Source organism: Shouchella rhizosphaerae (genome assembly GCF_900142675.1).
GTDB classification, from domain to species: Bacteria; Bacillota; Bacilli; order Bacillales; family Bacillaceae_D; genus Shouchella; species Shouchella rhizosphaerae.
On record NZ_FRBS01000001.1, the window covers coordinates 943502 to 959180 of the forward strand.

Annotated in this window: 20 protein-coding genes; all 20 read right to left on the reverse strand. The window is 46.0% G+C overall.

The window, feature by feature from the left end; all coding sequences use genetic code 11:
- Positions 1–87: 87 nt before the first annotated feature.
- Positions 88–711 (reverse strand): flagellar type III secretion system pore protein FliP, encoded by a 624-nt coding sequence (gene fliP / locus BUC05_RS04855; protein ID WP_374757917.1) that lies wholly within the window; start codon positions 709–711, stop codon positions 88–90.
- 56 nt (positions 712–767) lie between these two features.
- Positions 768–1427, reverse strand: coding sequence for a flagellar biosynthetic protein FliO (locus BUC05_RS04860; RefSeq protein ID WP_051881092.1), 660 nt, complete (start codon positions 1425–1427; stop codon positions 768–770).
- Positions 1402–1764 carry a response regulator gene (locus BUC05_RS04865; RefSeq protein ID WP_011247099.1) on the reverse strand — a complete coding sequence of 121 codons (363 nt, stop codon included), beginning with the start codon at positions 1762–1764 and terminating at the stop codon, positions 1402–1404. Before BUC05_RS04865 ends, BUC05_RS04860 begins: the two co-directional genes overlap by 26 nt.
- Before the next feature lie 45 nt (positions 1765–1809).
- On the reverse strand, positions 1810–2997 hold the full coding sequence (gene fliY, locus BUC05_RS04870; RefSeq protein WP_035201453.1) for a flagellar motor switch phosphatase FliY: 1188 nt from the start codon (positions 2995–2997) through the stop codon (positions 1810–1812).
- Positions 2990–3979 (reverse strand): flagellar motor switch protein FliM, encoded by a 990-nt coding sequence (gene fliM / locus BUC05_RS04875; protein WP_011247101.1) that lies wholly within the window; start codon positions 3977–3979, stop codon positions 2990–2992. The genes fliY and fliM overlap by 8 nt, the downstream gene beginning before the upstream one ends.
- A gap of 18 nt (positions 3980–3997) precedes the next feature.
- A complete protein-coding gene (fliL, locus tag BUC05_RS04880; RefSeq protein ID WP_011247102.1) occupies positions 3998–4429 on the reverse strand; it encodes a flagellar basal body-associated protein FliL in 432 nt (143 codons plus the stop codon).
- A gap of 5 nt (positions 4430–4434) precedes the next feature.
- Complete coding sequence (locus BUC05_RS04885) at positions 4435–4641, reverse strand: flagellar FlbD family protein (RefSeq protein ID WP_011247103.1); 207 nt, start codon at positions 4639–4641, stop codon at positions 4435–4437.
- Positions 4642–4650: 9 nt separating this feature from the next.
- Positions 4651–5454: a flagellar basal body rod protein FlgG gene (flgG, locus tag BUC05_RS04890; protein ID WP_011247104.1), complete on the reverse strand. Its 804-nt coding sequence runs from the start codon at positions 5452–5454 to the stop codon at positions 4651–4653.
- Between the two features lie 15 nt (positions 5455–5469).
- On the reverse strand, positions 5470–5904 hold the full coding sequence (gene flgD / locus BUC05_RS04895; protein ID WP_011247105.1) for a flagellar hook assembly protein FlgD: 435 nt from the start codon (positions 5902–5904) through the stop codon (positions 5470–5472).
- Positions 5891–7465 (reverse strand): flagellar hook-length control protein FliK, encoded by a 1575-nt coding sequence (fliK, locus tag BUC05_RS04900; protein ID WP_142237514.1) that lies wholly within the window; start codon positions 7463–7465, stop codon positions 5891–5893. Before fliK ends, flgD begins: the two co-directional genes overlap by 14 nt.
- An 8-nt stretch (positions 7466–7473) precedes the next feature.
- A complete protein-coding gene (locus BUC05_RS04905) occupies positions 7474–8034 on the reverse strand; it encodes a MotE family protein (RefSeq protein WP_073304206.1) in 561 nt (186 codons plus the stop codon).
- Complete coding sequence (gene fliJ, locus BUC05_RS04910) at positions 8035–8478, reverse strand: flagellar export protein FliJ (RefSeq protein WP_011247108.1); 444 nt, start codon at positions 8476–8478, stop codon at positions 8035–8037.
- Positions 8479–8487: 9 nt separating this feature from the next.
- On the reverse strand, positions 8488–9825 hold the full coding sequence (gene fliI, locus BUC05_RS04915) for a flagellar protein export ATPase FliI (protein WP_073304208.1): 1338 nt from the start codon (positions 9823–9825) through the stop codon (positions 8488–8490).
- Positions 9785–10546, reverse strand: coding sequence for a flagellar assembly protein FliH (gene fliH, locus BUC05_RS04920; RefSeq protein WP_244153286.1), 762 nt, complete (start codon positions 10544–10546; stop codon positions 9785–9787). The genes fliI and fliH overlap by 41 nt, the downstream gene beginning before the upstream one ends.
- A 1-nt stretch (position 10547) precedes the next feature.
- Positions 10548–11555 carry a flagellar motor switch protein FliG gene (gene fliG, locus BUC05_RS04925; RefSeq protein WP_011247111.1) on the reverse strand — a complete coding sequence of 336 codons (1008 nt, stop codon included), beginning with the start codon at positions 11553–11555 and terminating at the stop codon, positions 10548–10550.
- Between the two features lie 20 nt (positions 11556–11575).
- Positions 11576–13159, reverse strand: coding sequence for a flagellar basal-body MS-ring/collar protein FliF (gene fliF, locus BUC05_RS04930; protein ID WP_011247112.1), 1584 nt, complete (start codon positions 13157–13159; stop codon positions 11576–11578).
- A gap of 34 nt (positions 13160–13193) precedes the next feature.
- Positions 13194–13490 carry a flagellar hook-basal body complex protein FliE gene (gene fliE / locus BUC05_RS04935; protein ID WP_011247113.1) on the reverse strand — a complete coding sequence of 99 codons (297 nt, stop codon included), beginning with the start codon at positions 13488–13490 and terminating at the stop codon, positions 13194–13196.
- A gap of 16 nt (positions 13491–13506) precedes the next feature.
- Entirely contained in the window at positions 13507–13953 is a 447-nt protein-coding gene (flgC, locus tag BUC05_RS04940; protein ID WP_011247114.1) for a flagellar basal body rod protein FlgC, read from the reverse strand.
- A gap of 12 nt (positions 13954–13965) precedes the next feature.
- Entirely contained in the window at positions 13966–14361 is a 396-nt protein-coding gene (gene flgB / locus BUC05_RS04945) for a flagellar basal body rod protein FlgB (RefSeq protein WP_011247115.1), read from the reverse strand.
- Positions 14362–14874: 513 nt separating this feature from the next.
- Entirely contained in the window at positions 14875–15654 is a 780-nt protein-coding gene (gene codY, locus BUC05_RS04950; RefSeq protein WP_011247116.1) for a GTP-sensing pleiotropic transcriptional regulator CodY, read from the reverse strand.
- Positions 15655–15679: the final 25 nt, after the last annotated feature.

Here is a 15679-nt window from a genome sequence, read left to right on the forward strand (position 1 = left end):
CTCCTATTCAATCGGTAATCTCATTGGTTCATTCCTGCAACTGCCAGCCCCACTAGAATACGAGAGCCTTTGCGATTGTTCCCAGCGCTATTGATAGCTGATCAGCAAGCTTTGAACGACTAAATACCAGCCATCTACTAACACGAACAAAAGCACTTTAAACGGCAGAGCGATCATGACAGGAGGCAGCATCATCATCCCCATCGACATTAATACACTAGCAACAATCATATCGATCACAAGAAAAGGGATAAAAATCAAAAAGCCGATTTGAAAGGCCGTTTTTAACTCGCTAATCGCAAAAGCAGGCACAAGCGCCGTCAACGGCACGTCATCTATTGAAGCAGGCCTGTCATATCCGCCATACCCCATAAACAACGCCAAATCCTTTTCCCTTGTATGGGCGCTCATAAATTCTTTAATTGGTACAACGGCTGCCTCAAATGCTTCCTCGCTGGAATACTCCCCATCCGCTAAGGGTACATATGCTGTCTCATACACTTCTTGAATGACAGGGGCCATAATAAAGGCGGTGATAAACAACGCAAGCCCAATTAACACTTGGTTTGGTGGCGTCGATTGAGTTGCGAGCCCTTGTCGTACAAAGGCCAGCACAATGATGATGCGGGTGAAGCATGTCATCATAATCAAAATTCCTGGCGCAATCGTCAGCACCGTTAGCAATAAGGCAATTTGGACCGTTGTTGCCATTGTCTCGCCATTCGTAAAATCAAACGAGGCAAAAGCAGCTACTACATGTTGTAAAATCATCGGTCCTTCCTCTTTTCTATAAATGCCTGGCGTGTGTCTTGCAGTTCTTGCTTGGAAGCCGCAAGCTTGTCCCTTAAAATGTGTTGGAACGTCGGTGGCGCAGCGCCTGTCTTTTTCGAGAACGCCGCTTTCATGCTTCCTAAAGCATGACCGAGAAATGGCTCCTCATCCCCAGCTTGCTGTTTGGCAAGAATAGCCGTTATTTCGTCTGGATCGGCGATTTCTTTTAACAATTGCACTTGATCACCGACGCCCACAACCAATAATGTTTCCCCGACTTTAACCAACTGAACGGATTTGTTTTGGCCAAGAGAAACGCCAGAGACGAGATGAAGCGCCTTTGTTTCTTGAAATGTTTTCGCCCGTTTGTTCACAAAACGCAACAGTCCATATAACAGAGCAATGACCACAATAAGCGCCGCGATCATCTTGACAAAGCTGAGCCAAGGCGGTTCCATAAGCGCTTCCGCTTCCGCTTCCGCTTCAGCATCTTTTCCTTCTTCCTTGGCCAACTCTTCATCGCATTCGCCGTTCTCGAGCACGTCATTGACGCTACAGTCCTTGGCTTCAGCGGGACTGAACCCTGCTAAACCAACGAGTAGCAGGGCCAGCGCGATGATAGTCGAAACGTTAACTAAGTGCTTTAGAAATCGCATCGATCACTCGATCCGCCTGAAATGGTTTTACGATAAAATCTTTTGCGCCTTCTTGGATTGCGTCAATGACCATCGCTTGTTGGCCCATCGCTGAGCACATAATCACTTTGGCGCTCGGATCATACTGTTTAATCTCTTTTAACGCCGAAATTCCGTCTTTTTCCGGCATCGTAATATCCATTGTCACTAAGTCAGGGGAAAGTTCCTTATATTTTTCAACTGCTTGGTTGCCATCATTGGCTTCTCCAACTACGTTATAGCCGTTCTTCGTTAAAATATCTTTAAGCATCATGCGCATAAATGCCGCATCATCAACAACCAATACTTTTTTTGACATGAAAAGCCCTCTTTCTATATGTTGATTTCTTAAGATAGATAAAAGTTAACGCAAGTGGGTAAGACGGTCTTTTTTGCTAACAATGTCTGTAATCCGTACGCCAAAGTTTTCGTCAATCACGACTACTTCCCCTTTGGCAATCAGCTTGTCATTAATAAGCACATCGACCGGCTCCCCTGCCAACTTATCCAGTTCAATAATCGATCCTTGCGCAATCGACAAGATTTCGCGTATCGTTTTTTTCGTACGCCCCAATTCCACTTTAACTTCCAGCGGTATGTCTAAGAGCATGTCTAAGTTTTGCATTTCTGCTTCGTCTGGCTTTGTTGTCTCAAAATTAGAGAACACCGCTTTTTCTACAACTTGCTCAGCATCTTTTACCCTTTGGCCAATATGCTGGTTGACTCGCTCAGCACTTGTGCCATCCCCAGGCCCGCCAATGGCTGGAGCAGGTTCAGGCAACGGTTCTGCCTCTTGCACTGGCGGTTCTGCGGTGGTGCCTCCGCCAAGCAAGGCGTTTGCGTAATCTTTGCTGAAAGGAACGCTAATAAGTTGCATTAACTTTGAATCAATCAGATCGCCGACACGAAGAGAAAACGAAATCGCAATCAAATCTTCGCCATCGGAAACATACTCCGTCCGCGACTGCTCATCAAATTCAATAACTTCCACTTTTGGCGGCGAAATGTCGACACGACGATTGAATAATGTCGACATCGATGTGGAGGCAGAACCCATCATTTGGTTCATCGCTTCTTGGACTGCACTTAAATGCATCTCCGACAATTCTGGATCAGGGTTTTCCCCATTTCCTCCAAGCATGAGATCTGCAATGATCGCTGCGTCATCAGTCGTAATCACAAATAAGTTCGAGCCTTCGAATCCCTCTGTGTATTTAACATGGACAATGACGTTCGGCCGTGGAAAAAGCTGGCGCAACATGTCTGATTTGACTGCTGATACCACCGGTGTCGTAATTTCGACTTTTTGATTCAACAGTGCTGATAACGCAGTCGCCGAACTACCAAAGGAAATATTGCCGATTTCGCCAATCGTATCTTGCTCCATATGAGTTAAAAACTCGTTAATATCCGGGGGCTCCGTTTGTGATTCTTCTGGCTGGGATTCGCCTTCACGGACTTCTGGTTGCCCAGCCTCGTCAGAAGCTTCGCCGTCCTGGAGCCCCTTTAACAATTCGTTTATTTCTTCCTGGGAAAGCGGCTTGTCATTCATCATCCGTTCCTCCTAATACGTCAGTCACTTGCAAAGCCATCCGGTCTCTCTTTACTCCTGGCTGGCCGCTAAATTTCTTTTCACCGCCTACGAGCACATCAAGTGGTTCATCAATTAGCTGGTTTAAGGCAACGACATCCCCTTTACCGAGGCGAAGAAATTCTTCAATCGTAATTGTTGAACGCCCAAGTTCGGCGGCAACTTCAAGTGTCGTCTGCCGGACTTGTTTGTTTAACAGTGCCTGATCTTCTGTCGAAAGGGCACCGCGCTGTTCTTGAAACCAATGGTGGCTCGTTAATTTCGGCAATATTTCTTCTAATACGACATGGGGCAAACAGATCGTCATAAGCCCTGTCGTATTGGCAATGCTTGTTGACAGCGAAATGACGACAACCGTTTCGTTCGGTGACACGAGCTGCAAAAAATGGGGATTCACTTCAATATTTTCGGTGATCGGTTCCATTTCAATGACAGTCGTCCAAGCTTCAGCGAAACTTGCCAGCATCGATTCAAATAGCCCTGATAAAATTTTCGTTTCAATTTCTGTCAAATTATCAATTTTATTAAAGCTCATCCCATGTCCGCCAAGTACACGGTCAAACATGGCGTAGGCGATATTAGGATTAATTTCAATTAATACCCGTCCATTTAAAGGTATAGGTTCAATCACATTTAAAAATGTCATCGTCGGTATGCTGCGGACATACTCTTCGTATGGAACCTGTTCGACAGAGGCTACTTGGATTTGCACAAGCGAACGGAGCTTGGCCGATAAATTGGTTGTCAACAACCGCGCGTAATTTTCATGGATGCGGGATAAGTTCCGAATTTGGTCTTTTGAAAAGCGTAGCGCTCGTTTAAAATCATAAACCCGAACTTTCTTCTCTGACTCTAGCTTTAATAACTCTTCGGCATCCATTTCTCCAGTCGTCAAAGCAGAAAGGAGCGCATCAATCTCACCTTGAGACAGCACATCAGCCATTAGAGCACCTCATTTTTGTTATTGGACCACTTTCACTGTCGTATAAACAGCTTTGACAGTGCCTTGTTCTAAATGGTCGTTTAATTTTGTCTGGATCGTTTCCTGCAGCTCGGCTAGACCCTCTTCACCGACCAAGTCCTCCGCAGACATTTCTGCAAGTGTCAGCAAAATGACATTATTCACTTGGAACCCTCTTTTATCGATGTCCGCAAGCGTGTCTTTGTGATCGAGTTCAATTCGAAATTGAGCGCGGATGAATTCCCCTGACTTTAAATTGGTCGTAATTTCTTCTGTATCAAATGAGCGCTCACTAATGTCCTCTATTGTTGGCGCACCGCTTGCCTTGTTTTGGGCAAATGGGCCAATGCCAAGCATATAGAGCCCTGCAACTATGACGACTCCGGTGAGCAAGAGGCTGAACGCTACGCCAATTACACGGTTTTTTTTCAACCTGATTAATCCTCCCTTTTGTAGCTTCCAACAAGGCCGATTTCGGCCATGCGGTTGTTGATCGCTTGGCCGACTTGTTCCATGTCATCGGCAACGACGAGCTTTTTTCCACTTACAAGCGTGATCGTTGTATCAGGCAACGCTTCTACTTTTTCGATCAACAACAAATTTAACAACAACCGTTGCCCGTTTAAGCGCGTTAATGGAATCATGCCAGTCACCTATCGTTTTAAGTTGACAAGCTCTTGTAAAATTTCGTCTGAAGTCGTAATGATCCGGGAGTTAGCTTGAAAACCACGCTGGGCGACGATCATTTCCGAAAATTCATCAGCGAGATCCACATTCGACATTTCTAAATAACCAGACTGAATGTCGCCAGTGCCTTGTGTTCCTGGAATGACTAGGTTGGCAGGGCCAGAAGCAGGAGTTGCTGTGAATAGGGATCCGCCAGCGCTATTAAGGCCTTCAGGATTGGCAAAATTAGCGATGCCAAGTTGCAACGTTACAGGGTTTTCTTGGCCCTGAATCGAAACGATGATTTCACCTTGTTTGTTTACGGTAGTGCTCTCCATGTCATCTAGAAGGGCTGGATCGATTTGCAGCCTGTTGCCGTCTGGCCCTAACAAATAGGCGCCTGAGCTGTTGACAACATTGCCCTCATTGTCGAAATAAATATTTCCAGCACGCGTATAAAATGTATCGTCTCCAATTTGAACAGCAAAGTAGCCATCGCCATTTATTGCTAAGTCCAATTCACGCCCCGTATATTGGTTGCCTCCTCCGGTATGAACCGTGTCAATTGCGCCAACCATTGAACCTGATCCGATTTGCTTACTATTGACGCCACCACGGTTAGGAGTGGCGGCCATTGGCCCTTGTACTTGCTGGCTAACCATATCTTGAAACATGACGCGCCCTTTTTTGAAACCATGTGTATTAACGTTAGCGATGTTATTGCCGACAACATCTAGCTTTGTTTGAAAACCTTTCATACCTGAGATACCTGAATACATGGAACGAATCATAACGGATCGTCTCCTTTACTCGTTTGTTGTTGGTTTAATTATTGAAATTAATTTGCTTGCCTCAATCCACTTGTCATCATCGATTTGTACGAGCAAATCGCCGGACTCGCTGTATTTAACTCCAGTCACTGTTGCTTGCTCAACTTTTTCTTTTTCATTAAGCCATTCAACCGACTTGCCGATTAACTCGCTTAGCGCCATCAATTGCTGGCTTTTTTGCTCATAGTACATGTATTCCATCGTACTATTCAGTTTCGTGAGCTGCTCCAACTGGGAAAAAGTTGCTAATTGGGCGATAAACTCCCGATCTTCTATCGGGTTGCTCGGGTCTTGGTTTTGCAATTGTGTAATCAATAGCTTTAAAAACGCGTCTTGTCCAAGTGCATTGTTTGGTTGCCGCTGTTGGTTTTGTGACGAGGAAAGCCACAACGATGGGTCAACTTGCGTCATCCGCTCCCTCTCCTTCTCCTTGTTCTTGACTCATCCAATCTGAAAATGAATGCTGCTTCCGTTGTTCGCTAACCTCTTCTTCCGGTTGCTTCCGCCCGCCTTCCTGTCCACTATCACCATTGCTTTGCTCGTCCCCTTCTTCATCAATTGGCCCAATTTCAAACGTGGCTTCTTGGTTAAACAATTGCCTTAATCCAGGGAGAGCGCGCTCTAGCGTTTCTGCAGTTGCTTTTTTATCAGCAAGCAGTTTGACGACGAGCCCTTGGCTTGAATGGAGCAGTTGTACGTGCAAACGCCCTAGCGTTTCCGGATGCAGCTTAACCGTCAATTGCAACGCCCCATCTCCATGTTGCTTTAACACAGCCGCCTTTAGCACTCGTTCAAGCTGCTTAGTCAGCATAGGAGGCAGCGCACTTTTTCCACTTGGCAGTTTCGTGGCTTCCACAGTAACGCTTCCTTCGATTCCCATCTGACCGCTAGCCATTCCTGTGCCGTTAGGCGTTTGTTTGTTAGGTCCTTCTATGATGCGCGGCGCAGTGCTTGGCTCCTTTTCATGAACGATTCGCTTGTTAGAGTCTGTTTGTACAAAGTTCTCTTCTGGCGAAGGATCGGGTAACGTTGTCGCCTCATTTCGCCCAGTATGTACCCCGTTTTCTTCATGGTCAGCAAGCTTGTTTGGTTCATTTTTAAAAACTGGAGCCCGTTCTGTTCCTGTCCTAACAGGTGACTCGTCTTGCACGCTTGAATGTAAAACGACTTGCGCCGCTGCATCGTTTTTGCCGGCTTTCATCGCCTCACTTAGCGTTGCCTGCTCTTTTGTTAAAGGCGTGACTTTTTGTTCCTGCCTCAGCGACTCTGCCCTATTTTCGGACTCTATTTTGTCGTCTCCTTGCGGCAAAGGCGCCGAACGATTAGGAGACATTTGTTGATTTTTATCACGAAATGCTCGGTTGTCTCCCTTGGTCGGTTCTGTACCTATGTCTTGTAAAGGAGGAGAAGCGACTTGCCGGGGTGACGATTCCTTGTCGCCAGCTTTACGATCACGCACGGCTATGTCTTTATGTTCTTCTTGGCTTAAAGTAGGTTTACCACTAGCATTGTCCTTTTCTTCCGGCTCCTTTGCCAGTTTCTCTAACGGCTCACCCGTTTCCTCACTCGATGTTGCCCCAGTCAATGCTGCATCGGAAACACCTGCTGTGGTTTTACCTAAATTCCAGCCCGTCGAGTCCACTAGACCAGGCCTGCTGCTACTCCCCTCTTCATTCACAACACTAGGCTGGCCAAAGTCAACAACGCCTATTGGCATTTGATTTGGATTCGCCTGATTTTCAGCGGGGACCCCACTTAAAACAGGGTCATTTGCTTGTTCATCGTTTGGCACCGACGTTTCAACGTCGTTGTCCACCTCCTCTTCAAGAGGAAGAAAAAGAGTGTTTCGCCCCTCAGCAGACGATGAAGCCTTATTTATTAGAAGATCAGAAAACGATTGGCTTTGTCCTTTCACATGGCCTAACGGTCGTGAGGATGTTGCGATTTCATTGACCATTTGTGTTATGTGCACGTTTGCGTTTACCCCCCTTCTTGCGCAAGCCTTTCTAAAAACCGGGCCGCCTTTTCTTCAGGCATTTTCGCGAGAATCGAGCCACGTAGTTGATCTTTCATAGCAGCCACATGGCGATAAGCTTCTTCTTCATTCATTTCATCGAGCAATGCAGCTGCACGCTTTGGCGTCATTTGTTGATAAGTCTTTAATACAGCTGTCAAGTTGCCTTCTTCAAGCATGTTTTCAGTTTCCACATTGACGATTGCCTCATCCTCGTTTTCCTTGATGTCATCAAGCTGTCCTTGCGCTTCTGCTAGTTCAGCATTTTTCACTTCAAGCTCATTGGAGAGCTCCTGCAACTGCGTTTGCAGATCAAGCAGTTCGCCTTCCAACTGCTCATACTTTTTTTGCCACTCATTTTCTGCCTGGTTATTCGTATTAAACCCGAGTGTATTTTTAATGCTGTCCATTGGCGAAAACCCTAGCAAAGGGCCGATAAAAAACAGAGCAGCAAGGACGATGACCAAAAACGGAACGGCAAAAGCAAAAATCACAGTCCAGCGTTTTTTTGTTGGTTTCTCGTTCATTTAGGCAAATTTCCTTTTGAACCGGGTCACGCACAACTCATCCATCAGTTGTTGCTCCCGGCGGTTTTCTGCTTGTTTTTGTTCAAGGCGTTTCTTTTCTTTCAATCGTTCATATTGTTTATACGAAACGGCATGTTGCTGGAACGTCGCTTTCTTTTGAAGCATATCAGCCCTAGCCTGGTCGGTTCGCAGCTGTTGTTTTCCAATTTGCTGCTCCAGTCCGTCCAAGCACGCCTGGCTAATAAGCAAATCGGAAACCGATGCTTTTTCAACTAGCATCTTCTCGGTCGCTGCTTGCACATCTTCTTTTTGCTTTAGCAAACGGAACAGCGCCATTGCCTCACATTCAAATGCGTCAACAGCCACTTCGTATTGCTTATGGGCGGCTTCTTTTTCCTGCTTGCATACATCCATCGCTGTTTGTAACGAAAATTGAAATGCCATTTGCAAGCGTCACTCCTGTTTAAAAAGTTGTATAAGCTTTGTTTTCGTTTCTGCAAACGAATCGCTTTCTTCGACTTCTTGTTTAAGAAAGTCAAGCATAGCCGGATGGTCATGAATTGCAGCGTCAATGTCTTTGGAACTGCCCTGTTTATAAGCACCCAGTGAAATTAAGTCTTCTGACTGCTCGTAATCGGCTAAACGTTGCCTAAAAAGCTTTGCTGCATGAAGATGATCGTTTTCGACCAAGTCTTTCATTAGCCTGCTAACGCTTTTTAACACATTAACGGCTGGATACTGCCCACGATTGGCGAGTTGCCTGTCCAATACAAAGTGTCCGTCAAGAATTCCTCGCACGGCATCTGCAATAGGCTCATTCATGTCGTCGCCGTCTACAAGAACGGTGTATAAACCGGTGATCGAGCCTGACTGGTTTGTACCTGACCGTTCAAGCAGCTTCGGCATCATCGCAAAAACAGAAGGAGGGTAGCCTTTTGTCGTCGGTGGTTCACCAATTGCCAAGCCAATTTCGCGCTGTGCCATCGCAAACCGGGTGACCGAATCCATCATTAAATTGACATTCTTACCCTTGTCGCGGAAGTATTCAGCAATGGCAGTAGCTGTTTGCGCTCCTTTCACTCGTAACAGTGCTGGCTGGTCTGATGTTGCGACGACAACAACAGACTTTTTAAGCCCTTCCTCTCCTAAGTCGCGCTCAACAAATTCTTTTACTTCTCTGCCCCGTTCACCAATTAAAGCAATCACATTCACATCTGCATCTGATTGTTTAGCAATCATCGACATGAGTGTGCTCTTCCCTACACCGCTGCCAGCAAAAATGCCAACTCTTTGCCCTTTTCCCATTGTCAACAGCCCGTCAATTGCGCGGACACCAACACTCATAATTTCGGAAATGCGCGGTCTTTCTAGCGGGTTTGGAGGTGAATTGTCCGTCGAATAGTTGGCGTCAGTATCCCCCAATGCTGTGCTTTGCAAAAATGGTTCACCGACGCCATTGACAATTTGGCCAATCAAACTTGGTCCACACGCTACATTTAACGGTTTTCCTGTTCCTTCTACATAGCTCCCAGGGGCTATTCGCCGCGTATCGTCTAGCGGCATGAGCAAAATGCGGTCATCCTTAAAGCCAACGACTTCAGCTCGGACTTTAGTCCCCTTTTGATCTGGGCTAGCCCAGATATAGCACAGTTCGCCGATAAATGCCCTTGGCCCGGCTGATTCAATCGTCAACCCCGCAGCATGGCGAACTTGTCCATACCACTTATAGGGAGAAAGTGTGTGCACATGATCAATGAGCTTTTGCAAATGAACCACACCTCGCAGCCTCATGAAGCTGCTTTTTTAACTGCTCGATCTGAGTCGGAAGAGAAGCATCCATTCTTCCAGCATTGGTGACGATAAAACAGTGGTCGTCTTGTAGTTGCCCGTCTGGTATAAGCTGAAAATCTTCACAGGCAGGGATGGCCCCTTGCAACTCGTCCACACAAGCGGCGAGCCTTTTATACCAATGGGGCGGCACATACAATTTAACAAATGCATGGTCGCGCACTTCAGCAAGAGCGGCTCGCACGAGATTCTGTAAGTAGGGGTCTTCTGCAATAGAAACACCAATCACCTTTTCAGCAATGGCACAGGCAAGCTCAATCAAAAGCGGTTGTTCTTTGTCTACTTTTAATGCTGCCGCCGCCTGCGCCTCTTCTAACACTTGCTTCGCTTCCGCGATCGTTGACTCGTAAATCGCTTTTGCTTGGCTTTCACCCGCTGTAAAGCCAGCATCATATCCTTCTTGTTCTGCTTTCAAGCGCGCTTTTTCCCATTGTTGCTCTAGCTCCGCTTGTTTGCTTTCCATCTTTTTTTCAATCGCCGTCGCTTGTGCTTGTGCTTCCTCGATCAATTGGGCTGCCTTTGCTTCTGCTTTTTCTTGTATCTGTTCGAATTCGGCTTCTTCTTTGGCAAGTTCTTGTCTTGTTTCGCGTACTCTTGTCCGTTGATACAAAGGTTTAATGCCAATTTCCCGTGCAATGCTCACATTCTTAGTAGAACGGATCACATTAGACAAGGACGTCATCTCCATTCGTGCGGGCAATCACAATTTCGCCCATTTCTTCGAGCTGCCTGATGGTAGCGACAATCCGCGATTGTGCTTCTTCTACATCACGCAAGCGGACAGGACCCATGTAATCCATTTCGTCTTTAAACGCTTCAGCCATCCGTTGAGACATATTGTCAAACACCATTTCTTTCACGTCATCGCTTGCAACTTTCAAGGCAAGCTTCAAATCATCGTTGTCTACATCGCGGATGACTCTTTGGATCGCCCGTTTTTCAAGGGTGACAATATCTTCAAACACAAACATCCGTTTTTTGATTTCTTCCGCCAACTCAGGATCTTGGATATAGAGCCCATCAAGAATCGTCCGTTCCGTTGAACGGTCAACGCCATTCAACACTTCTACGACCGCTTCAATTCCGCCTGTTTCCGTAAAGTCTTGTGACAATGTTTGCGACAGCTTCTCTTCCAAAACTGCTTCCACTTGCGCGATCACTTCTGGAGAGGAGCTGTCCATTAGCGCCATTCGCCTTGCGACATCGGTCTGGATCGTTTCCGGCAAAGCAGAAATGATTTGACCTGCCTGCTTGGCTGACAAGTACGATAGGATTACGGCAATGGTTTGCGGATGCTCATGCTGGATAAAATTTAATATTTGGCTTGCATCCGTTTTGCGGGCAAAATCAAATGGCCTTACTTGGATCGTTGACGTCAGCCGTTGGATCATCGAGGCGGCCGCTTCTTCTCCTAATGCTTTTTCTAAAATCGTCTTCGCAAAGCCTATACCGCCTTGGGCAATGTACTCCTGTGCTTTCGCCATCGAATGAAATTCGCCCATGACATTGTTTTGAACATCTTTATCGACTTTTCGCATCGCGGATATTTCAAGCGACAGCAGTTCAATCTCATCCTCAGTTAAGTGTTTATACACTTGCGCTGCCGTATCGGGCCCGAGCGAAATCAGCAATATCGCTGCTTTTTGCCGTCCCGTCAGCTTTGCTTTCGGCATTTCGTCCAATCTCCTTTCTGCTATTCATCTGAAAGCCACGTCCGCAAAAGCTTTGAAAAGTCTTCTGGTTGTTCTTTTGCAAGTCGGTTTAATTGCCGCATCTGCTTGCTCTCTTCTGTTTCTTCCGTCTCCATAAGTGGCTCATCCTCTTGCTCTGGCTCTGGTTCTGCCGCCTCGTCTTGCTCTTCTGCTAAGTCAGCTGGTTCTCTTTTCCGGTATAACAGGACAGCTAGTATGATAATTAGCAAGACGAGTCCAGCAGCTACTGCGTAAATCCAGACCGGTATCGTTGCTGACGACGGCTGTTCCGCCTCTCCCGTTTCCGTTTGTGCGAATGGCATCGATGTTACCACTACACGGTCACCAACATCCTGCTCTCCTTCTTCCTCGCCGTCATCTGGCAATGTCGTACGAATAATCGTTTCTAACATAGCCGTGATGTCTGCCGTTTGCTGAGGCGGCAATGCTTGCATCCCTTCTGGCGGGTTGACCATTACTTGAATTCCTAAATCGCGGATTTCATAAGGGCTTTCGATGATTTCCTTGTGGATCCGGTTAACTTCATAATTAATCCGCTCTTCCGTCCGCTCTGATTCAGAATCGCCACCGCCTGCTGCGCCGGTATAATTGGGAATCTCATCGCCTACACCAGCGACACCTTCCTCATTGCCTGTTGTTCCTTCATACATTTCGTTAATACGTTCAACACTGATTGCCAGTCCAGAAACCTCTTCTTCGTCAACTGGCTCAACTAAATCCTCGGTTCGCTGTTCTTGGGTAAAATCGATATCTGCCGTGACAGATACGATTGCATTTTCTGGCCCAACCACCGCACTTAAAAGTTGATTGATCGTTTGTTTTAAGTCCGACTCAATTTCTTGTTTAATTTCACGCTGTGATTGGAACGAGGCGGCAGGACTTGTTTCCTCTTCCTGGTATGTATAGTTATTGAACTGCGAATCGGATAATACAATATTTTCAATAGGCAAATTAGGTACACTTTTTGATATTAAATGATATAAGGCTTTCACTTGCGACGAATCGAGCGTATACCCCGGCTCTAACTGCAACACTACAGCAGCAGTCGAACTTTCTTGGCCTGAATTCAGCCAGACGCTTTCTTCAGGGAGCGTAATGATGACATTCGCTTGCTCGACGCCTTGGACGCCCCTTATCAATTCGGCAAGCTCCGTTTGCATAAGGGATCGTTCGATAACGGTAAACTCATTATCGGTCATCCCAAAACCCATTTGGTTTTGAAAAAACGCATAATCGATGCTGCCGCTTTTAGGCAGCCCCTCAGCGGCGAGGTCAACTTTCAACCGATCTACATCCGCCTCAGGCACGTGTATGGTGGTGCCGTCATTTGAAACGCGGGCAGCCACCCCTCGTTGTTCGAGCGCTTCTTGTATTTGGCCAGCCTCGGCCAATGTCAATTGGCTATATAAAGGCGCATAATTCGTTCGGAATAAAAGAGCCGCAGCCAGTGCAATCGCTAATAAAAGTAGTAAAACAACGGAAATAACTGCACTTTTTCGCAGCGTACTGCTCTCTGTCCAAAACGTTTGCACCTGGTTCTTGAATTGCTTCGCTTTCTCCTTCATGGCGCCTCCGCTTGCATCTCGCCTTTCAGGCGGCTTAAATTTGCATTCTCATCATTTCCTGATACGCTTCTACTGCTTTATTCCGTACTTCTAGCGCGGCTTGCATTGAAACCGATGCCTTGCTCGCCGCAATCATGACATCATGCACGTCAATCGGTTCTTGTTTAACAAGTGCTTGTGTTGCTTCACTTGAAGCAAGCTGATCTTGGTTGACTGAATGGAGAGCATTCAATAAAGCCGACTTAAAATCGGCGCCTTTGCTGGTTACTTCCGTTTTGCCAGCTTGTGTAGCGAGCGGTTGAAGAAGTGGCTGCATCGCTTCAATTGTCATCTTTCCTCATCCTCCTTTAACGACCTATTTCCAGTGCTTTCATGACCATCCCTTTGCTAGCTTGAAGCGCTGTGACATTTGCTTCATAGGACCTCGTTGCACTTGTAATGTCGACCATTTCTCTTGCAATCTCAACATTTGGTTTCGAGACATACCCATCTTCATTTGCATCAGGATGGGCGGGGTCATAAACAAGAGTGGCCGGTGTAGGATCGCGGACAATTTGTTTTGCTACAACTCCCTGATCAAGCTCGGCCGTTGCTTTTTGCAGATCTGACGAAAAGCGCCCCATTGACGTCGGTCCTTGGACAACCATTCGCCGCTGGTAAGGCTGCCATTCGCCATTTACACGCTCGGCCCTTGTTGTATCTGCATTAGCAATGTTGCTTGCTGCTACATCCATTCGCAATCGCTGTAGTGTCAGTCCTGATCCAGATACGTTCATGCTTGAAAACATCGTCATATGCCATTCCTCCTATTTGCCACCTTTAATTGCTGTTTCAAGCGATTGAAAGCTTCCACTAATTCGGTCAACGAGTGCATTGTAATAAAGTTGATTTTTCGCCATTTCGGTCATTTGCTTATCAACGTCGACGCTGTTCCCATTGTGGTTGTATAGCTCTCCCTTTTCCCGTAATGAAACAACGCCATTCCCAGGAAGCGGAAAAGACAAATGGCGCTCGTCTGTCCGCTTCGCTTGCAAGTGTCCCGTTTTTTCCCCGACAGCCTGTAAAACTTGGTCAAAAGACACGGTTTTCTCTTTAAAATTAGGTGTGTCGACATTTGCTAGATTTGTTGAGATCGCTTTTTGTTTCGTCGACGAGTAGCGTATGCCTTCTTCAAGCGCCGCAATTGTACTAGTAACGAACAACTGTCTCCCTCCTTTTACTCATGTCTTTTCTCATAAAAACAGGAAAGATTAAGCACTATTTCCCATGTTTAGCCCTGATAAAATTTTACTAGTTTTTGAGATGTTTGTCTAAGCTCATTTGAGATTTATATATAATTAAGTCTAATGTACCACTATTAGGAGTGATTTTAGTCCCGATAAACGTTATAATGTCACTGTTTTTAGGACTTTAGACTCTTGGTTCAATTGTCATTTTTACTAGTTTATTGGAAAGAAAGTTTTTAGCTGGAACTGGGCATTAATGCCCTTTTCGAACATATCTCCCTCTTTTCCCTACCTAACTTTGTTACTTTTTAGGAATTTGGTCCCTTTATCGACGTTACATATCGACTGAACACTTGAAACAACACCCTACTCTAGGTCCTTCTTTCTAGTTGAAAAAGAGCACATCAGCAAAACAAAAAACCACCCGTCCTCCATCGGACGGGTGGTTCCCAGACTATCGAGCAGTCTGATTGCTTTATAAAATTGGGCTTAGTCTTCTTTCATGCGCTCTAGTTCTAACAGAAACTTGTCATTAAGCACTTTAATGTAAGTGCCTTTCATTCCTAAAGAACGAGACTCGATGACACCTGCACTTTCAAGTTTACGCAAGGCATTAACGATAACAGAACGGGTAATGCCAACACGGTCAGCGATTTTGCTTGCTACAAGCAATCCTTCTCTGCCGTCAAGCTCCTCAAAAATATGTTCAACTGCTTCCAGCTCACTATACGACAGTGAACTGATCGCCATTTGTACAACAGCTTTGCTGCGCGCTTCTTCTTCAATTTCTTGAGTCTTTTCATGGAGAATTTCCATGCCGACAACCGTTGCACCATATTCAGCCAAGATCAAATCATCATCGCTAAAAGAGCGGTTTAAACGGGATAGAATCAACGTGCCAAGACGTTGACCGCCACCTTTAATTGGCACAATTGTCGTCAAGCCATTTTTAAAGATGTCACGGTTTTCAACAGGAAACGCCGTATACTCGCTGTCTACATCAATATTGGCAGAAGTGTCCTCAATTTTAAATAGGCCATCTGTATACTCTTCTGGGAACTGGCGTTCGTCGAGCATTTTTTTCATGCGGTCATTCTCAATCTCTTCTTCAATAGAGAAACCGAGCAATTTACCACGGCGGCTAACGACAAAGACGTTAGAGCCAATCGCTTCACGCAACGTCATCGCCATTTCGCGGAAATTGACGTGTTGTCCGCTTGTTTTCTGCAGCATTTCATTAATCTTTCTTGTTCTTGTAAGTAAATCCATTCCTACATCTCTCCTTTGTTTGCTA

Coding starts and splice junctions, on each gene's coding strand:
- BUC05_RS04905 (WP_073304206.1), bottom strand. CDS start 8,034: ATGAACGAGAAACCAACAAAAAAACGCTGGACTGTGATTTTTGCTTTT.
- fliJ (WP_011247108.1), bottom strand. CDS start 8,478: ATGGCATTTCAATTTTCGTTACAAACAGCGATGGATGTATGCAAGCAG.
- fliI (WP_073304208.1), bottom strand. CDS start 9,825: ATGAGGCTGCGAGGTGTGGTTCATTTGCAAAAGCTCATTGATCATGTG.
- flgC (WP_011247114.1), bottom strand. CDS start 13,953: ATGACGATGTTTTCAAGCATGAACGTATCTGGATCAGGACTGACACTA.
- flgD (WP_011247105.1), bottom strand. CDS start 5,904: ATGACGCAAGTTGACCCATCGTTGTGGCTTTCCTCGTCACAAAACCAA.
- BUC05_RS04885 (WP_011247103.1), bottom strand. CDS start 4,641: ATGATTCCATTAACGCGCTTAAACGGGCAACGGTTGTTGTTAAATTTG.
- fliP (WP_374757917.1), bottom strand. CDS start 711: ATGGCAACAACGGTCCAAATTGCCTTATTGCTAACGGTGCTGACGATT.
- fliY (WP_035201453.1), bottom strand. CDS start 2,997: ATGAATGACAAGCCGCTTTCCCAGGAAGAAATAAACGAATTGTTAAAG.
- flgG (WP_011247104.1), bottom strand. CDS start 5,454: ATGATTCGTTCCATGTATTCAGGTATCTCAGGTATGAAAGGTTTTCAA.
- codY (WP_011247116.1), bottom strand. CDS start 15,654: ATGGATTTACTTACAAGAACAAGAAAGATTAATGAAATGCTGCAGAAA.
- fliE (WP_011247113.1), bottom strand. CDS start 13,490: ATGACAATTGAAGCGATGCAGCCACTTCTTCAACCGCTCGCTACACAA.
- BUC05_RS04860 (WP_051881092.1), bottom strand. CDS start 1,427: ATGCGATTTCTAAAGCACTTAGTTAACGTTTCGACTATCATCGCGCTG.
- fliM (WP_011247101.1), bottom strand. CDS start 3,979: ATGGCTGATGTGCTGTCTCAAGGTGAGATTGATGCGCTCCTTTCTGCT.
- BUC05_RS04865 (WP_011247099.1), bottom strand. CDS start 1,764: ATGTCAAAAAAAGTATTGGTTGTTGATGATGCGGCATTTATGCGCATG.
- fliF (WP_011247112.1), bottom strand. CDS start 13,159: ATGAAGGAGAAAGCGAAGCAATTCAAGAACCAGGTGCAAACGTTTTGG.
- fliG (WP_011247111.1), bottom strand. CDS start 11,555: ATGCCGAAAGCAAAGCTGACGGGACGGCAAAAAGCAGCGATATTGCTG.